This window comes from Pectobacterium carotovorum (assembly GCA_016415585.1).
GTDB lineage: Bacteria > Pseudomonadota > Gammaproteobacteria > Enterobacterales > Enterobacteriaceae > Pectobacterium > Pectobacterium carotovorum_K.
Genome location: CP066552.1, coordinates 4,547,176 through 4,566,208, shown reverse-complemented (window position 1 = coordinate 4,566,208; position 19,033 = coordinate 4,547,176). Strand labels below are relative to the sequence as shown.

General features: G+C 50.1%; 12 protein-coding genes. 10 read left to right on the top strand and 2 right to left on the bottom strand.

Annotation, left to right across the window (positions count from 1 at the left end):
• The 9 genes from bcsZ to cdiI (JFY74_20305) all read left to right on the top strand — a co-directional run bounded on the left by bcsZ (position 1) and on the right by cdiI (JFY74_20305) (position 13,770).
• The gene (gene bcsZ / locus JFY74_20345; protein QQG28357.1) at positions 1 to 1,116 is read left to right on the top strand and encodes a cellulase; all 1,116 of its coding nucleotides are present in this window, start codon (positions 1 to 3) and stop codon (positions 1,114 to 1,116) included.
• On the top strand, positions 1,098 to 4,592 hold the full coding sequence (gene bcsC, locus JFY74_20340; protein ID QQG28356.1) for a cellulose biosynthesis protein BcsC: 3,495 nt from the start codon (positions 1,098 to 1,100) through the stop codon (positions 4,590 to 4,592). Before bcsZ ends, bcsC begins: the two co-directional genes overlap by 19 nt.
• Positions 4,593 to 4,841: 249 nt before the next feature.
• Positions 4,842 to 6,524 (top strand): ShlB/FhaC/HecB family hemolysin secretion/activation protein, encoded by a 1,683-nt coding sequence (locus JFY74_20335; protein QQG28355.1) that lies wholly within the window; start codon positions 4,842 to 4,844, stop codon positions 6,522 to 6,524.
• Positions 6,525 to 6,563: 39 nt separating this feature from the next.
• Positions 6,564 to 11,837 carry a DUF637 domain-containing protein gene (locus tag JFY74_20330; protein ID QQG28354.1) on the top strand — a complete coding sequence of 1,758 codons (5,274 nt, stop codon included), beginning with the start codon at positions 6,564 to 6,566 and terminating at the stop codon, positions 11,835 to 11,837.
• A gap of 8 nt (positions 11,838 to 11,845) precedes the next feature.
• Positions 11,846 to 12,211, top strand: coding sequence for a ribonuclease toxin immunity protein CdiI (gene cdiI / locus JFY74_20325; GenBank protein QQG28353.1), 366 nt, complete (start codon positions 11,846 to 11,848; stop codon positions 12,209 to 12,211).
• 45 nt (positions 12,212 to 12,256) lie between these two features.
• On the top strand, positions 12,257 to 12,622 hold the full coding sequence (locus JFY74_20320; protein ID QQG30597.1) for an EndoU domain-containing protein: 366 nt from the start codon (positions 12,257 to 12,259) through the stop codon (positions 12,620 to 12,622).
• 18 nt (positions 12,623 to 12,640) lie between these two features.
• Positions 12,641 to 13,006, top strand: a complete 366-nt coding sequence (gene cdiI / locus JFY74_20315; protein QQG28352.1) for a ribonuclease toxin immunity protein CdiI — start codon at positions 12,641 to 12,643, stop codon at positions 13,004 to 13,006.
• Positions 13,007 to 13,051: 45 nt separating this feature from the next.
• Positions 13,052 to 13,420 carry an EndoU domain-containing protein gene (locus tag JFY74_20310; GenBank protein ID QQG30596.1) on the top strand — a complete coding sequence of 123 codons (369 nt, stop codon included), beginning with the start codon at positions 13,052 to 13,054 and terminating at the stop codon, positions 13,418 to 13,420.
• A complete protein-coding gene (gene cdiI, locus JFY74_20305) occupies positions 13,417 to 13,770 on the top strand; it encodes a ribonuclease toxin immunity protein CdiI (protein QQG28351.1) in 354 nt (117 codons plus the stop codon). Before JFY74_20310 ends, cdiI (JFY74_20305) begins: the two co-directional genes overlap by 4 nt.
• A 619-nt stretch (positions 13,771 to 14,389) precedes the next feature.
• Here cdiI (JFY74_20305) and ggt read toward each other — a convergent pair.
• Positions 14,390 to 16,183: a gamma-glutamyltransferase gene (gene ggt, locus JFY74_20300; GenBank protein QQG28350.1), complete on the bottom strand. Its 1,794-nt coding sequence runs from the start codon at positions 16,181 to 16,183 to the stop codon at positions 14,390 to 14,392.
• 212 nt (positions 16,184 to 16,395) lie between these two features.
• Complete coding sequence (locus JFY74_20295; protein ID QQG28349.1) at positions 16,396 to 17,307, bottom strand: EamA family transporter; 912 nt, start codon at positions 17,305 to 17,307, stop codon at positions 16,396 to 16,398.
• A gap of 343 nt (positions 17,308 to 17,650) precedes the next feature.
• On the opposite strand from JFY74_20295, the gene JFY74_20290 reads away from it, so the two are divergent.
• Positions 17,651 to 18,901 (top strand): valine--pyruvate transaminase, encoded by a 1,251-nt coding sequence (locus JFY74_20290; GenBank protein QQG28348.1) that lies wholly within the window; start codon positions 17,651 to 17,653, stop codon positions 18,899 to 18,901.
• The last annotated feature ends 132 nt before the right edge of the window (positions 18,902 to 19,033 follow it).

Here is a 19,033-nt window from a genome sequence, read left to right as displayed (position 1 = left end):
ATGCCACGCGTGCTGCGCTACCTGATCCCCACGCTGCTGTGGCTATGGACTTCCCTGGCCACCGCCGCTGTCTGCGACTGGCCAGCCTGGGAGCAGTACAAACAGTATTACATCAGCGAGGAAGGACGGGTGATTGATACCTCAACACCCAATAAAATCACCACGTCCGAAGGGCAAAGCTACGCCCTATTCTTTGCGCTGGTCGCCAACGATCGCGTGATGTTTGATCGGTTGCTGAAATGGACGGAGGACAACCTGTCCGCAGGCGATTTGCGCGCGAATCTGCCCGCCTGGCTGTGGGGAGAGAACACGGATAAGCAGTGGATGGTTCTGGATCCGAACTCGGCTTCCGATGCCGATCTGTGGATTGCCTATAACCTGCTTGAAGCTGGTCGACTGTGGAAAGAAGTACGTTATCAGACGCTGGGCACTGCGTTGCTTGCACGTATCGCTGAGGAAGAAGTGGTTAACATTCCGGGGCTGGGCGTGATGCTGTTACCCGGCAAAGTGGGCTTCGCCGAGAAAGAGAGCTGGCGCTTGAACCCCAGCTACCTTCCGCCGCCGCTGCTGGCGCGTTTTGCTCCGCTGGGTGAGAAATGGAAAGCGATGCAGCGCACCACGCAGCGCCTGCTGTTGGAAACCGCGCCGAAAGGGTTCTCGCCTGATTGGGTCATCTGGCAAAAAGGCAAAGGCTGGCAGCCCGATACCACCAAACCCAATGCCGGCAGCTATGACGCCATCCGCGTCTATCTGTGGGCGGGGATGATGGCCGACAGCAGCAGAGGGAAAACCGACTTACTCAAACAGTTTCAGCCGATGATTCAGCAGACTATCCAACAAGGGCTACCGCCCGAAAAAGCGGACACCGCGACAGGCACCGTCACCGGACAGGGATCGGTAGGCTTTTCCGCTTCACTACTTCCGATGCTATCCCGTCAACCGGATGCCCTGGCTGCCCAGCGACAGCGGCTCGCCGCCAATCCACTGGATGACAATGCTTATTTCTCCGCCTCTCTGACGCTCTTTGGTCAGGGATGGGATCAGAAGCGCTATCGCTTCACTTCACAAGGTCAACTTTTACCGTCTCGAGGCAGCCAATGCACAACAACACCGTAAACTGGCTGCGCCTCCTCCCGTTATTGCTGGTTGCTGCGCCGCAGGCATACAGCGCGGAAACCGCGTCACCAGAGCAATTTCTGATGGAACAGGTGCGTCTGGGAGAAGCCAGCAACAAAGACGATCTCGTCCGCCAGTCGCTCTATCGACTGGAACTTATCGACCCGGATAACCCCGAGGTTATTGCTGCCAGATTACGGCTAGTGCTGCGTCAAGGCGATCAGGCACAGGCACGCCAGCAGTTAGAAAAACTGAAGGCCGTGGCACCCGACTCCACATTTTATCGTCAGGCAGAGATGACGCTGGCGCTGACACAGGAAGCCGCACGTCAACAATTACAGCAGGCGCGCTTGCTGTCTACCGCCGGGCGTTACGCGGAAGCCAAAGCGCAGTACGACACGCTCTTTCACGGCGAGCCGCCCACGCTCGATCTCGCCGTGGAGTATTGGCGTCTGGTTTCTCGTTTGCCGAATCAGGAACCCGTCGCGATTAAGCAACTGGAAGCACTGGATCAGGTTTACCCTGACAACGTCCCGCTGCGCATGGTGCTGTCACGCCTGCTCTTCAGTCAGGATCGCAACGAGCAGGCCTACCCTTTACTGCAACAGCTGTCTAACGATCCCGTCGGACGCAGTCAGGCCGCATCGCTATGGCTGGAAATTATTGGCCGAATGCCCATCACGTCGCAGAGCGTGGCGGAACTCAACCGTTTCCTGACGGTATTCAAAGACGGTGAACAGGCAGAAACCGCGCGCAAAGCGCTCAACCGTCAGCAGGGAATGTTGGCCGACCCTACGTATCAGGCCCGTCTCCGCAGTCTGGCGGTGGTGGAAAGCGGCGGGGGCAACCGCGCCACGCTCGGTGAGCTCAATCAAGCGCTGGCCGCCACACCCAACGCCCCTGAGCTGATCGGTGCAGTGGGTCTGGTTTACCTGCGTGCAGGCGATCGGGCAAAAGCACTGACACAGTTCCAGAAAGCATTGCAGGCGGATACCGATCGCCTCAACAGCGGTAAATGGGAAGGTCTCATCCAAAGCACGCAATATTGGAACACGATTGCGGAAGGCGACAACGCGCTGAAAGCCAACAACCTACCGCTGGCGCGGCAGAAATATCAGCAGGCACGCCAGATGGATAACACCAACGCCTATGCGCTAATTGGTCTGGGTGATGTCGCCGTTGCCAGTAAGAATGATGCCGCCGCTCAGCCGCTCTATCAGCAGGCCTTACACCTTGAACCCGGCAACGACAACGCCTTGCGCGGCCTGGTCGGCATTTATCAGCGGCAGTCGCCGGAAAAAGCACTCGCTTACCTCAACGGCCTGTCACCCAGCCAGCAGAATGCGATGCGGGAACCGCTTGCCGCACTGCGGCTCGATATCCTGAAACAGCAGGCTGATCGGCTTTCAGAACAGCAGCAGTGGGCGCAGGCGGAGGAGAAGTATCGTCAGGCGAACCAGCAAGATCCGAACGATGTGTGGCTGGCCTATCGCTATGCACAGACGCTGCGCCAACTGGGGAAAACGCAGCAGGCGGACAGCGTGGTACAGAGTGCGACGTCCATACCCCCGAGCAGCGCGGAAAAGAATTACGTTTACTCACTTTACCTGTCATCGACCAATCGCGATGAGCAAGCACTCGCTCACCTGAACACGCTTCCCGCAGCGCAGTGGAGCGACGATATGCGCGACTTATCTCAGCGTTTGACGATGCAAACCACGCTGGCTAAAGCGGAAGCGATACGCGACGCGGGTGACGAATCCGCCGCTATCGCTTTCCTCCGCCAGCAACCGGCTGACACCCGCATCGATCTCCTGCTTGCAGACTGGGCGCTGGCTCGGGGTGAATACGCTACGGCGCTGGCAGATTATCAGCACATCCGCACGCGAGAGCCGCAGAACCCCGATGCGCAACTGGGTGAAATCGATGCGTTTATCGCGCAGGGTCGACAAGATGACGCGCGTCAGCGCCTGAACCAGCTTCCAACGCAGGCGGCTGATACGCTCAATGCGCAGCGGCGCGTCGCCAACGCCTGGCAAGCCGTCGGGGATCCGCAAAAATCGACGGCGCTTTTCCGCCAGCTAAAAATCGACGCGCAGAAAGAGCCCGTCGGTCAAACTCCTATCGATCAAACGACAGCACTGATCTATCGCGATGCGGCACGCGTTGAACAGCAACGATCTCAACCTGAGCAGGCGCAGCAGGACTATAAACAGGCGATGGTCGCCAGCGGCATCACGCCCGCTCTGCCGCAAAGCGACGATGACTACACCCGGCTAACACGTAATCAGGTAGGGGACGACTGGCTGCAACGCGGCATCCGCGCCGATGCCGCAGACCTGTACCGCAAGCAGGATATTACCGTCACCCTTGACCACGATTACGGGAGTTCGAGCGGTACCGGCGGCGTTTCCGACCTGAGCGCCCACGACACCATGTTGCAGGTGGATATGCCGCTGTACGACGGCCGCGCCTTCTTCCGCACCGATACCGTGCAGATGAACGCCGGTTCCTTCTCTCCAGACAGCAACGGTGCCTATCGGGAAACCTTCGGCACCTGCGCCACACAGGACTGCTTCGACGGCAAATCGCAGAAAGCCACCGGCACCAGCGTCGCCGCAGGTTGGAAGAACGATCGCTGGTCAGCAGACATCGGCACCACGCCGCTCGGCTTTGATGTCGTCGACGTTGTCGGCGGCGCAAGCTACAGCGGTGACTGGCGGCAAATCGGCTGGACCGCGACGGCATCGCGCCGCCCGATCTCCAGCTCACTACTCGCCTTCGGCGGCACCAAAGACCCTGGCACCGGCATTACCTGGGGCGGCGTGCGCGCCACGGGCGTCAGCCTCGGGCTGAGCTACGATCGGGGCGAAGCGCACGGCATCTGGAGTGATTTCAGCGTCCACCAGATTACGGGTAAAAACGTGGCCGATAACGACCGAGCCCGCGCAATGGCAGGTTATTACTACAAGCTGATTAACGAGGATAACCGACGCGTCACGGTCGGCCTGAACAGCATGTGGTGGCGTTACCAGAAGGATTTAAGCGGTTACTCGCTCGGTCAGGGCGGCTACTACAGCCCACAGCAATACTTCTCGCTGGGCGTGCCGGTGAACTATCGGCAGCGGACGGAAAACTGGTCGTGGGAACTCGGCGGATCGCTGTCGTGGTCACGTTCCTCCACCAAAGATCAGCGGCGCTATCCACTAGTCGGCCTGCTTGGCAACGCTGCGATCACCGACAGAGACGCCATCGAAGAAGGCAGCAGCAGTTCCGGTTTCGGCTATACGGCGCGTGCCATCGTCGAACGCCGCCTCAGCTCACACTGGACGCTGGGTGTCGGTATCGACATTCAGCAGGCGAAGGACTACACCCCAAGCCACGGCCTCATCTACCTGCGCTACTCCGCCTCCGGCTGGCAAGGCGATCTCGACAGCCCACCGCAGCCGCTAACGCCTTACGCGGACTTTAAGTAACCTTCCCCCTCATTGGGTTTCCGGAACAGCGGAAACCCAATGATAAATATAAAAATTATTATCTCTTACGATATAGTTATCTACCTATTCATACAAAAATGATAATGACTATTATTTTTATTCTCATTTATTGAGTTTCTCAACGTATTCTGTCGAATTTCTATTGGAAATCGATTCTACCTAGCCACGGAATAAGGCATTTGTGTATATAAGCGCAAAATGTAAATCAACGTAAGGATCGCGTTCATTTTGTGTAAAATCCTTTCTTTTATAAGCATTATTCTTTTGAGCGTCAGCAGCTCAGCCTTTGCCGCTACCGCCATCAGCCCAACAGATCGAGATGCGCTGGAACTCCAGCAAAAAGCATTATTGGAGCAGGCCAAGCAGCAGCGTTTATCGTTGGAAAACAGCACCACCTTAACGATACCCACAGTCACAGCATCAGCAGCAAAGGATGCCGTCTGCTTCCCCATCCAAAGCATTGTCTTTCACGGTGCAAACACTCTCTCGACGAAAGATCGGGCCGCTCTCCAGCAACGCTACCAAAATCACTGCCTTGATTTAGCCACCATCCATAACGTCGTGAGGGAAACCACCAACACCTACCTCAATCACGGCTTTGTCACCAGTCAGGCCTATTTACAGGAGCAAGACCTCTCCGGCGGCACGCTCATCATCAGCGTCAGCGAGGGGAAGATTGAAGCGATTCGCATGGAAGGGGAAACACCACTCGCAATCAAGATGGCATTCCCCGGGCTGGAAGGACGTATTCTTAATTTGCGCGATATCGAACAAGGGATGGAACAGCTTAATCGCCTGCCTTCGCAACAGGTGGCGATTGATATTCAGCCGGGAAAACAAGCCGGAAGTTCGATTGTTTATCTAAAACGCACCACAAAATCCCGCCCTGTGGCCTTGTCTCTCAGCACGGACAACAGCGGACAAAAAAGCACGGGCCGCGAACAACTTTCCACTCATCTCACGCTCGATAACCCGCTGCGACTCGCTGACCGCTGGTGGCTCACCGCCAGCCGTGATAGCGCATTCAACCATCGCTACGACAGCAAAGCCTTATCGGGCGGGATGTCCTTGCCTTATGGCTACTGGACACTCGGCTATCAATACGCCTGGAACGACTTTTTCCAGCCGATCCCGATTGGCAGCAGCGCGTATCGCTATGAAGGCCAAAGCAATACCCACCGCCTAAGCCTCAACAGAACACTCTATCGGGATGGTAAGCAGAAGCTGGCGCTGGATAGTGCACTCTCTCGCCGACGCACCGAGAACCGCATGGCAGGCGAACGCCTTGAAGTCAGCAGCCCTACGGTCAGCAGCGCCAGTATTGGACTCAGCTACAGCACCACGCTGGCAGGTGGATATTTTACGCTCAACCCGATGCTGAGCCACGGCTTGAGGAGCTGGGGCGCGACGGATGACACAAAGGAAAATAGTGGCCTGCCACGCAGCGAGTTCCGTAAATTGAGCGTCAGCAGCAGCTATTTCTACCCACTTACACCCTCGCTGACCTTCCTGACTTCCCTTTACGGCCAAACCACGCCGGACAACCTGTATACCAGCGAACGTGTCTCGCTCGGCGGCGAGTATTCCGTGCGGGGCTTTAAGGAACAAACGCTGACCGGCAATCGGGGTTTCTACTGGCGTAACGAAGTGAACTGGCAATTCGCCACGCTGCCGCTCCTGGGTGATATCGCGCTCACAACAGCAGTGGATAGCGGATGGATCGCCGGAAAAACCGGCAAAGTTGATGGCGGCAATATGACCGGCGCTTCCGTTGGTCTGTCCGCGTCTTCACGTTGGGTAAGCCAATCCGTGTCGCTCGGCGTACCGCTGCATTTCCCGGACGATCTCCATCCCGATAACGCCGTCGTTTACTGGAACGTCTCCCTCCCCGTTACAGCACTTTTTGATTAAGTCATTGATTCACAGCAAAAGGAAAACAAGGAAAGTCACATGGAAAAATTCAATAACCGCACTACACGCGGGCTTAGCTACCTGCTGATCTACCTGACCGCGATCCAACCGTTACACCCCGCGTTCGCGGCGCTCACGCCAGACAGCTCACGCACGCAGGTCAATAACGCGGGTGCCGTACCGGTCATCAATATCGCAACACCAAATGCGGCAGGTGTTTCTCACAACACCTATAAAGACTTCAGCGTCGGGACACCCGGTGCCGTGCTAAACAACAGCATTGCGGCAGGTCAATCGCAGTTGGCCGGACAGTTAAACGCTAACGCCAACCTCAATGGCAAAGCGGCCGATTTGATTATCAACGAGGTGACGGGCTCCACCCGCTCAGACCTGCAAGGGAAGATAGAAGTCTTCGGGAATAAAGCCAACGTATTGATTGCTAACCCTAACGGCATCACCTGTGACGGATGTGGGTTCATCAATACTCAGGGGGCAATACTCACAACTGGAAAAACGCAGTTTGATGCACAAGGGGCTTTGGACGCACTAGAAGTAAAAAATGGAACTATCACTATTGGTAATAAAGGACTTGATGCCAGTAATCAAGACTATGTTGACATCATCAGTCGCGCTACCGAACTAAATGGAAAAATCACGGCAAAAAACCTCAACCTGACACAGGGCGCTAACCGCATCGGATTTAAAGACGGGACGATTAATGCGATTGCAGGCGACGGCAACATACCACAGCTGGCCGTTGATACTAAGGCTCTTGGTGGGATGTATGCGGAGCGTATACGGTTAGTGGCGACCGAGGACGGGGTCGGCGCTAACGTCGCTAACCTGACCACGACCCAGCAAGGCATTACGCTTAGTACTAGCGGTCAGCTTCAACTAGGCAATGCCAGCGCGAAAACTGATTTGGAGATCATCGCTAAACAAACGGACATCAGCCGTAACGCGACGGTAAAAAGTGATGGAAATACAACCATTGCCAGCAGCACGTTAAACAATGAGGGGCATTTGATTGCCGGGCAGGATATGCATCTACTGCACGACAATCTGACCAACACCCAAGCGACTATTCAGGCAGGAAAAAATCTGTGGATGCAAAAGGATGCGTTGGGTAACAAAAGCAGTAAAGTTGAAAACCGCTCGGGAACGATTAAAACCAATACTGGGGATTTGGTGATTCGGACGAACTCACTTCAAAACGTCAGAGATCAGGTCGTTGTAAAAAAGAAGGAGGATTTAACTTACGCCAACCTTAATGTTGGTAATGAATTACCAATTCGATCGCTTTCCGATGCGAAAACGTATATCCCTTTAATTGTTAAAAAAGAGTTTGAAGGGGAATTTGCCACATCTGAATCCGAAATTAACGGAGCAAAAAATCTCTATATTAACGCCACGCGGTTGGAGAATAATGCCAGTAGTTTGAATTCCTCTGGAAATATCTTTCTGGCAGGACAGGAATTCTTAAATATCTCCCCATTGTTAAAACAAACTGAGCATACAACCAATTTCCGTTCAGAAACGGCACAAGAACAGTCTATTAGACGCTCGAATACGCCACAATCGGCCAGTACAACTGTTTTGGATGATGGTATACCGCTTATCCTTGCCTACTATAAAGTCAAAGACAAAGAGAGCGTTTTTAAAGGCGAGCAGCTGCTATCGGCAAAGGTACATGCCACTGGGAATGTCGTTGCAGATTTTGAAAGGCTAATAAAAATAGGAAATGTCCTGCAACCAACCTCTCCAACGGTTGTCACTCCTGACACAACAAACATTAATGGAAATGAAGTTTTACTTAATTCTGGTGATATAATAATAAATGGTATAATTGAATCATCAGATAATATAAATTTGATTTCTAAAAACCAAACTTATATTGATAATTCAAATTTAATATCAAAAAACAAAGACATAAACATCAACACCATTGCCACAATTGCTTCAACGACATCGGTTTTTAAAGCAAAGAATATTAATCTTAATAGCCGCGAAGGCGACATTATTTATGCTACTACATCATCACCAATATTCAATAATTACGGAAATCGCCAATATGCATCACTCCACGCAGGGGACACACTTTCCCTAAATGCAGGAGGAAACATAAAATTATCAGGAGTTAATTTCAGCAACAATCAAAACACCGAATTAACTGCTGGGAAAGACATTACAATAAATAGCTCAATCTATGACCTAATTACCCACAAACGAGAATTGGAAACAACTCAAGAAAATAATAAAAAAATATTTGACAATGCATTTTTTAAGCTAAGCAATATATTTTCAAACAGTAATATCCTTGCCAAAGCAAAAGGTAACCTTACCTTATCAGGTGTATCTCTTACTACCGGAAAAGGTATTGATTTAATTGCTAATGGCATAGTAACTATCGATATTAAAACAGTAGGTAATGTCTACAACGAGTTTTTGCCATCAACACTTACACCTTCATTATCAAGTAGGATTAACACTGGATATTTACTGATCAATTCAGGAGGTGCGACTAATATTAAATCAGCGAATTTATCCGCCAGTGATATTACCCTCTTGGCTGGCAACACTCTTTCATTACTTTCTACCGCGTATTCTGCCATCGCCACTCCTGATGAGGACAATAGAGACGATCGCCATGTTATCACTCAGATTAATGCAAGGAGAAATCTTACCCTCGCCACAAATGGCGATTTCATTGCATCCGGAAGTTCATTGTCCTCAATAGGGGATATGACGTTAAGCTCCCGTGGAAAGATGGAATTTAACGCACTAAAAAATTACGCGATGCGAGAAGGAAATAATGAATTTAATGAGTCGACGACACAACAAAATGTCGTGCTAAACAGCGGTGGTGTGCTGACGCTTTTATCCAACAGCAGCATCTTATTCCAGGCAACGAGTTTAGTTGCAAAAGGCGCAATGGATGTTGCTGCTAAAGGGGGATTCCTGTATGCGCAGGCCATGGAAGAAACCAATCACTATGAAACAGAATCCAGCAGCCGCACCTGGTATGGCAAGAAGAAAAAGGGCAAGCGGACGTACCATAATGTCAGCAACAAAGTAACCGAGTTTACCGCTGGAAGTAACATCAATCTGCTTAGCCGCGATGACAGCATCTATGAAGCCAGCAAAATAGCGGCGGGCAAGAACGCCAAACTCACCAGTACTAAGGGTCAGGTTATCTTTAAAGCGGTAAAAAATACCACGTTCGAGCAAACCATCACCACATCGAAAGGTTTTTTCATTAAAAATTCCGACAGGGGATACACCAAGGACACCTGGCTATTGCCATCTATCCATGCAGGTGGTCAGTTTACCGTTGATGCCACAGCAGGAGTTTCCGCTGCCGTAAAAACACACAATGCTCAGTCACTGCAAAACGCGTTACTGACTCTCAGCAATACACCTGGAGCAACATGGCTTAAAGGTTTGAATACCCGTAAAGACGTGCAATGGAACGCAGTACAGGATGCCTACAGTAGTTGGAACCACACCACACAAAGCCTGAATCCAGTGGTGGGAGCGGTTATCGCTATCGCCGTTGCAGCAGTTACCGCAGGAGCGGGATTGGCAGGGATGGCAGCAACGGCAGCGGTTAATACCGCTGGTGCAACAGGTATGACAGCAACCGTGATGTCTGGTGCAGTTTACTCAGGCATGACGGCACTGACATCACAGGCGGCAGTCGCACTGGTTGATAACAAAGGCAACCTTACCAAAACTCTGCAAACACTGGGTAGCAGCGCTTCCGTTAAGTCGCTGGTGACTTCAATGGCTGTGGGTGGTGCGCTGGCTGGTTTCGACAGCGTATTAAAAGTCAGCAACACAGGCGTAGGTTCAGCCCAAACCAAACTTCCCATCCTCAGTAATAATGATTGGAGCAAGATAGCTCAACGCGTCGCCGGGCAGTCGGTTATTAGTTCTGGCCTTGGTACTGCCATTAATGGTGGTAGCTTTAAAGATAATTTTACTACGGCCTTGCTATCTAATATTTCTAACCAAATCAGTGCTGAAGGAATCAACTACAACGCCAGAGAAGGCTTCATCCAAAATACGTTCGGTAAAGCATTAAGCTACGGCGCAATATCTGCGATTACCGCCGAAATTAGAGGTGGCAATGTGAAAGGTGCCGCCGTGGGTGCGTTAAGCGCGGAACTTGCAGCCTATGCATTAGGTAACAGTTTTTCCATGGATGAAAACTGGTCGAGAAAAGTCAGTGAATCTGCTGGATTCATTGGTGGCTTAGCTGGTGCAATCGCAACAGGGAAAGCGCAAGGGGCCTACAGCGGCGCTAATGCTGGTCAGATTGCGGTTAACTTCAACTATCTAAGCGCAGCAGAAGCCGAAAAGAAAGGCATTCTGGAACGTAAAGAAAAAGCAGGGACGTTAACTCCAGATGAAGCAAAAGAATTAGCCGCGACTCGGAGATTGGATCAGGAGCGTGACAAAGCAATTCGAGATATTTGCACCCAAGGTAACAAATCCATCGCAAACTGCTCAACCTTGTTAGTACAGGCACAGCAAGCTCTCGATAGCTATGGTAAAAACGTCAATTATCGTTTGGTTTATCGGGACTTATACCCCGAAGATGCGGCAAATGTAGACAAGATACTGCAAGGGCTAGACGCTGGTAGCATTACCAGAGATGCAGCGATCACCGCAATTGCAAAAGCCACAGGGAAAAGCTGGGATGAAGTGGCATCACGCTATGACTCTGTCATGCAGTTGCATGCTATTACTGCAACGGTGGCGGGATACAAAGGGATCAATACGGTTGCAGGAGAAACCGCAATTATTCAGCTGACTTCTGGTGAAAAAGTCATCATGATGACCACCAAGGAAGGCACGACATTTACTTATCCTGATGGGATAAGTTTTAAAATTGGCCTACCGCAGCATATCGCAACGTTAGATGGTTTTTCGCAGAAAAAAGGGATCAGTGGTGCACACAATGCTGATGCGTTTTATGCAGCAGCAAAGGAATATAATGTGAAAATTGTTAGTGAAACCCCTACTGGAGTGAAGGGGATCACAGAGGTGAAATATCTTATAGCCACTAAAGATCGAGCTGGAAACCTCACGGGGGAATATAAAAACTCCGTTGAAACAAAGACTATTTACGATCCTAAAATATTTAGTGATCAAAAAATAGTAGAGCTTGGGCAACAGGCAGCTGCGCAAGCCTACAAAGTAGCAATGAAAAGTGAGAATGGGCAAGCCAGCGAAATTGTCGATGGCATTAGTTTTAGAATATATGTAGATAAAACTACTGGAATGGTGAGAAATTATCATCCTAACTGAGGTTAATAATGAAAAAGGAACTATTTAGGCAACAGGATATCGATTCCGGATTAAATCTAATCATCGTATCCTATTTCAATAGGATGTATGAAGAAGACAGATTTTTAGAGGCTATAAAATTATTATCTAGAAAATGGACACTAAATGTTGATGGTGCTTACTGTAATTTTCCTGACATGAATAGTTATGATGAAAGTGAGCATTTTGAGGGTGTTGAATTTGCAATAGGGTATCCTCCTACAGAGGACGAAACTGTAATTGTCAGCGAGGAAATCTGCTATCAATATGTCCGTCTGGCCTGCGAAAAATATGTAAAAATTCATCCAGAAGATGCAGAAAAGATCAAAAATTTGTTGGATAAAACCCCTAACTAACAATATGCCGCCTTCTATGAAGGCGGCTTTTCGCAGAAAAAAGGGATCAGTGGTGCACACAATGCTGATGCGTTTTATGCAGCAGCAAAGGAATATAATGTGAAAATTGTTAGTGAAACCCCTACCGGAGTGAAGGGCATCACACACGTGAAATATCTTATAGCGACTAAAGATCGAGCTGGAAACCTTACCGGAAGTTACAAAGCAACACCTGAAATAAAGACCATCTATGATCCTAAGGTTTTCTCTGATCAGAAAATATTAGAAATTGGAAACCTAGCGGCTGCTAACGCTTATAAAGAAGCTATGAGCAGCGCGAATGGTGCTGCCAATGCTACTATTGAAGGTATTAGCTTCAGGATATATGTCGATAAACCTACAGGCATAGTAAAAAGCTTCCATCCGAATTAATTTACTGGATAAGTCAATATGAATAAAAATTTGTTTGAAATGTCAGACGTACATTCTGGTTTAAATGAAGTCATAGTAGGCTACTTCAACATAATGTCTTCTGACAGGAACTTCATAGAAGCCACTGAATATATTATAAGAAAGATAGGATTTAATTCTGACGGAGCTTATTGTAATTTCCCTGACATGAATAGTTATGATGAGAGTGAGCATTTTGAGGGAGTAGAGTTTGCTGTTGGCTATCCTGCTTCTGAAGCAGATGCTGTAATTGTCAGCGAGGAAATCTGCTATCAGTATGTCCGTCTGGCCTGCGAAAGATATGTGAAATTTCATCCGGAAGATGCAGAAAAGGTCAACCGCTTGCTGGCTAAAATCCCTAACTAACAATATGCCGCCTTCTATGAAGGCGGCTCTTCGCAGAAAAAAGGGATCGGTGGTGCACACAATGCTGATGAATTTTTTAACGCAGTGAAACAAAACAATGTAAAGGTTTCATCTCAAACTCACAGCGAAGTTGAAGGGATCACACATATTAAATATCAAATACCTGCGAAAGATAGAGAAGGAAATGTAATAGGTTATAAAACAGAAATTTTTGAAAAAACAGTTTATGACCCCCAAATATTTAGTGATAAAAGAATATTAGAACTAGGACAACAAGCAGCAGCTTTAGGCTATAAAAACGCTATTGCCTTAGGAAGAAGAGAGTATACGGAGAATGCTGGCGGTGTAAAATTTCAGGTTTATCTGGATCAACAAACTGGGTCTGTAACTAATTTCTTTCCGGTGACAAAATGACTAACGAATATATTTTTGAAAAAACAAATTATAACAATGACAACGAGTGGATTATAATGGATTTTTTTAATTCATTAAATCTTCAGAATAAATTCATCTATGGCATAGATAGTATTATAAAAAAACATGGTTTTGTAATCAACGAAACATATTGCCAATTTCCAGACTTACAGGAATTAGATACTGATTTCCATTTTGAAGGAATAATGTTTGGCGTATGGGAAGGTGAAGTCATTGTTCCAGAGAAGACTGCTTTAAAATACATTCGATTAGCTTGTGAGAGATATGTAAAAATTCATCCAGAAGATGCTGATAAGGTTAAATTTTTGCTGGATAAAATATCCAACTAACAGAACTCCGCCTTCATAGAAGGCGGCTTTTCGCAGAAAAAAGAGCAATAATGCTCATGAATTTCTTAACGCAGTGAAACAAAAAAATGTTCATCTGAAAATGATAAAAAAGAACTTCTTTATGATATGCAAATACTTGGATTAGTTGAAAAAACCTGAAACCAGTTAAGCAATAACTCACCCTATAAAAATTTAATTAAGCTAAAAATATGACTGATAACATATTAAGTAGATATAATCTCCCAAGCGGGAAGAAATTAGTTCTCCTTGATCGGTTAGGAATGGAAAACCTATACAAAAGAGTCAAAATTGCAAGAAACATATATTTTCTAGATGAACAGGGAGATACGATTCGGCAAGTTAGTAGCGATTTTGATAGTGAAGGAAACCCATTTACAAACATGACATTGCATAGTGACGGTAGCATTACGGCATACCGATAGGATGGTGGGAATTATACAATTAACACCGAGACTGGGTTCGCCACACCATCGATGCTCATGAAGTAATTTTATTACTCGTCGGAACAACAGTTTGTTGTCGTGGTTCCGACGATGGTAGAGCAACTCAGTAAAAAACTCAGGAGCCTACCGAAATAAGCCCCTGACGTTCCTTAAAATTAATACCCTATCGCCGCTCCAGCTGGGCGGCGGATATCATTTGCGCCGTACAGGTAACCTTCACGCACTTTGCCGGATACCGCCGAGTCATTGCCTGAATCCGCAGGCGTCACGCCCGCCGCACCCGGTAAGCCAACCAAAATCAGCTCTGCTGCGCCCCAAGGCGTCTGTTCCACCATCTTGTAGCCGCGCTGCTTCAGCAGGTTCAGCGTATCCGCAGACAGCCCACGCTGTTCGTAATACACCTCGTCCGGCAGCCACTGATGATGGATGCGCGGTGCGTCCACCGCTTCCTGCGGTGCCATGCCGTGATCGATGATATTCAACGCCGTTTGCAGCGTGATGGTGATAATGCGCGAACCGCCGGGCGAACCGAGCACCATGAAGACTTTGCCATCTTTCGTCACCAGTGACGGGCTCATGGACGAAAGTGGGCGCTTACCGGGGGCGATCGAATTACGTTCCCCTTGCACCAACCCGTACAGGTTTTTCTCGCCAACCTTCACGGTAAAGTCATCCATTTCGTTATTGAGGAAGAAGCCCGTACCCGGCGCAATCACCACCGAACCAAAACGCCCGTTAACGGTATACGTGGTGGACACCGCATTGCCCTGATTATCCACGATGGAGTAGTGCGTCGTTTCTGGTCGCTCGTGCGGGCCAATCCCCGGCTGTACGTTTTTGGACGGCGTCGCGTTCTCCGGTTCGATTTTTTTGCGGATTTCGGCGGCATAATCCTTACTCAACAGGCGCTCGACGGGATTACTCACAAACGCCGGATCGCCGAGGTACGTGTTGCGGTCCATGTACGCATGGCGCATCGCTTCCGTCAGCACATGCACGGTGGCTGCCGAGTTAAAGCCCGTCGATTTAATGTCGTAACCTTCGACAATATTGAGAATTTCACACATCGTGACGCCACCGGAGCTGGGCGGTGGCGAAGAGACAAATTGATAACCGCGATAGTTACAGGTTACCGGTGCCGTTTCGGTAATACGGTAATCGGCAAAATCAGCTGCCGTCAGAATTCCGCCGCCCTGCTTTGCCGCTTTCTCCACCATCTGCGGGATTGTGCCCTTGTAGAAAGCATCCGGCCCTTTAGCGGCGATCGCCGCCAGCGTATTCGCCAGATCGGTTTGAACCAACTTATCGCCGGGCTGCAACGCACTACCGTCAGGACGCAGGAAAATGCGCGCCGCCTCAGGATCGGCTTTGAAGCGCTTGACGGTGGTGTCCAGAATATCGGTGTCTGCTCGCGTCAGTTCAAAACCTTCACGCGCCAGTTTAATTGCGGGTGCCATCACCTGTTCGCGCGTCAATTTGCCGTATTTTTGCAGCGCAGTATCCAGCCCCAGCACCGTTCCCGGTACGCCAGCAGCCAGATAGCCGTACAGGCTCGCGTCCTTTTTCACACTCCCATCCGCGTTCAAATACATGTTGGCGCTGGCCGCCGCCGGTGCCGTTTCACGGAAGTTGATAAAGGTGTCTTTCCCATCGGCCAGATGCAGCGTCATAAACCCGCCGCCGCCAATATTGCCACAGCAGGGGTTCACCACTGCCTGCGCATAGCCCACGGCCACGGCGGCATCAATCGCATTACCGCCCATTTTCATGATATCGACGCCAATCTGCGAAGCCAGATACTGCGAACTGACCACCATACCATTTTTCGCTTCCACCGCAGGGGCAGACGCTGCCTGTACCGTTCCACTCACCAACAGCGCCGTCACACTCAGTGACAGCAGCCATTTTCCCGATGCCACCCTTCCCAGTGTCGTGTTTCTTATTCTCATGAAGACCCCTTTATCCCGTTGATTTCACTGATTGCTTTTAGCTCTACCCTCTTGCGAAGCCAACTTGCAAAGTCCGCGCCAGAAAATGACCACGGCTTAACGGATCCGTCAGCACCAGTAAGAAGCGTAGGAAAGGCATGAGAAATTGCGAAAATAGCAGCGTCGCTTTGCGACGCTGCACGATAAATACGCCCCATTACGGGACATGCAGGTCACGGCTGCCGCACGGGTCGCCATGAACGCAGCCGTGCACCAAACACATTCACCAGCAGGCCGACCATAATCAGCAGCGCGCCCACGACCTGCAATAGTGAAAGAGATTCGCCAAGGAACACGGCGGCACTGACCAGTCCAACCACCGGCACCAGCAGCGACAAAGGAGCCACACGCCAGGTTTCATAGCGTGCCAGCAGGCTACCCCAAATCCCGTAACCGATGATGGTTGCCGCAAACGCCAGATACACTAACGACAAGATCGTCGGCAGTTGGATCGTCGTTAAACTATGGACAATTGCGTCTCCGCCTTCGAACAACCAGGAACTGATGAAAAACGGCACGACAGGCACCAGCGCGCCCCACACCACCAGCGACATAATGCGCACATCGCTGTTTTTACTCATGATAATTTTATTGATGATGTTACCCAGCGCCCATGACAGCGCCGCCGCCAGCGTCAGCAGCAGCGTGGTGGCGGTCATACCGGATGACATTTGCAGCGCCGTGCGTCCTTCTGCCAGCACCACCATCCCAATCGCTGCCACCAGAATCCCAACCACGTGATTCCAGCGCAGCTTTTCTGACAGTAAAACTGCGCCAACGAGCAGCGTAAAAAAGGCCTGAGCCTGTAACACCAGCGAGGCAATCCCGGCAGGCATGCCCAGCTTGATGGCGAGGAACAAAAAGCCAAACTGACCAAAGCTGATCGTCATGCCATAGGCGAGCAGCCATTTCAGAGGAATTCGTGGGAAAGGAACAAAGAAAATAGCCGGGAGCGCCACCAGCGAAAAACGTAGCCCTGCCAGTAAGAAAGGCGGCATGTTGTTCAGCCCAACCTTGATCACCACGAAGTTCACGCCCCATAGCACGACAACACACAGCGCGAGCAGCGCATCTTTCAACGACATTCCCATCCCCTGATCAAATACGTAACAAATACCGTCTTCAAGGTACGCGTAAAATGACAATACGGATAAGAAAAGATAATTATGACGTTACGTGACAATGACTAAGCGTAACCATGATGTGGGATGGCTGACCACCAGACTCAGTGGTTAGTATGTATGGCAATGGTGTAGCCGATGCCCAAACCCCCCTTGCTTTACTCACATACGTGTCAGATATTCATGCTGAATTTTAAATATATGGTGAGATAAAAAATCGCAAGTCTGTTTTTTGACCACATTGCACCCTATTGGCGCAAGCGCTATGGTTGCCAATAACCTGTGTACGACCACTGATAACTAAACTATGAACTTTTCTCTTTTCGGTAAGAAATTCACATGCCACGCTGGCATCACCCAATTAATGGACGATCTGAACGAAGGGCTGCGTACGCCAGGTGCCATCATGCTGGGCGGCGGCAATCCGGCGCATATTCCAGAGATGGACAGCTACTTCAAACAGCTGTGTCAGGATATGCTGGAACAAGGGAAATTAACGGAAGCGCTATGCAACTACGACGGCCCGCAAGGTAAGGATACGCTGCTTAAGGCGCTGGCCGAGCTACTGAGTAATGAATTAGGCTGGCAGATCGGACCACAGAACATTGCACTAACAAATGGCAGCCAGAGTGCGTTTTTCTACTTATTTAACTTATTTGCCGGTCGCCACAGCGATGGCAGCCTGAAAAAAGTGCTGTTCCCGCTGGCACCGGAATATATCGGCTATTCGGATTCCGGGCTGGACGACAACATGTTCGTCTCCGTTCGTCCACAGATCGAACTGTTGCCCGAAGGGCAATTTAAATATCACGTCGATTTCGATCATCTGTCGATTACCGATGAGATCGGGCTGATCTGCGTCTCCCGCCCGACCAATCCGACCGGTAACGTGCTGACCGATGACGAGCTGATGCGTCTGGATATTCTGGCGCAGCAGCACAACATTCCCCTGCTGATTGATAACGCCTATGGCGTGCCTTTCCCCGGCATCATCTTCAGCGATGCCACGCCGCTGTGGAACCCGAACATCATCCTGTGCATGAGCCTGTCCAAGCTGGGTCTGCCCGGCTCACGCTGCGGTATCGTCATTGCGGATGAAAAGGTGATCTCCGCCATCGGCAACATGAACGGCATCATTAGCCTGTCTCCGGGCGCGGTTGGCCCGGCGCTGGCACACGAGATGATTCAGCGTGGCGATCTGCTGCGCTTATCTAATGACGTCATACGCCCGTTCTACCAGCAGCGCGTGACGGAGACTATCGCGATCATTCGCCGCTACCTGTCGCCTGAGCAGTGCCTGATTCATAAGCCGGAAGGCGCAATCTTCCTGTGGCTATGGTTTAAGGATCTGCCTATCACGACAGAAATTCTGTACCAACGCCTGAAAAAACGCGGCGTCCTCATGGTGCCGGGTCACTATTTCTTCCCTGGCTTAGATCAGGACTGGCCGCACGCTCACCAGTGCATGCGCATGAACTATGTGCCAGAGCCGGAAAAAATCGAACGCGGTATTGCGATTCTGGCGGAAGAAGTAGAAAAAGCGATGCAGGAAGGCTAATTCGCCACAAAAATAGACGCGTCATTAAACGAAATACAGTTGGGGCAAAGGAACATCTGCCCCACGATTCGACCACTTGCTATAACTGTACCCGCGACGCATATATTCATTATTCTTCAAAAGGGTCAACAC

Coding starts and splice junctions, on each gene's coding strand:
- bcsZ (QQG28357.1), top strand. CDS start 1: ATGCCACGCGTGCTGCGCTACCTGATCCCCACGCTGCTGTGGCTATGG.
- bcsC (QQG28356.1), top strand. CDS start 1,098: ATGCACAACAACACCGTAAACTGGCTGCGCCTCCTCCCGTTATTGCTG.
- JFY74_20330 (QQG28354.1), top strand. CDS start 6,564: ATGGAAAAATTCAATAACCGCACTACACGCGGGCTTAGCTACCTGCTG.
- cdiI (QQG28353.1), top strand. CDS start 11,846: ATGAAAAAGGAACTATTTAGGCAACAGGATATCGATTCCGGATTAAAT.
- cdiI (QQG28352.1), top strand. CDS start 12,641: ATGAATAAAAATTTGTTTGAAATGTCAGACGTACATTCTGGTTTAAAT.
- cdiI (QQG28351.1), top strand. CDS start 13,417: ATGACTAACGAATATATTTTTGAAAAAACAAATTATAACAATGACAAC.
- ggt (QQG28350.1), bottom strand. CDS start 16,183: ATGAGAATAAGAAACACGACACTGGGAAGGGTGGCATCGGGAAAATGG.
- JFY74_20295 (QQG28349.1), bottom strand. CDS start 17,307: ATGTCGTTGAAAGATGCGCTGCTCGCGCTGTGTGTTGTCGTGCTATGG.
- JFY74_20290 (QQG28348.1), top strand. CDS start 17,651: ATGAACTTTTCTCTTTTCGGTAAGAAATTCACATGCCACGCTGGCATC.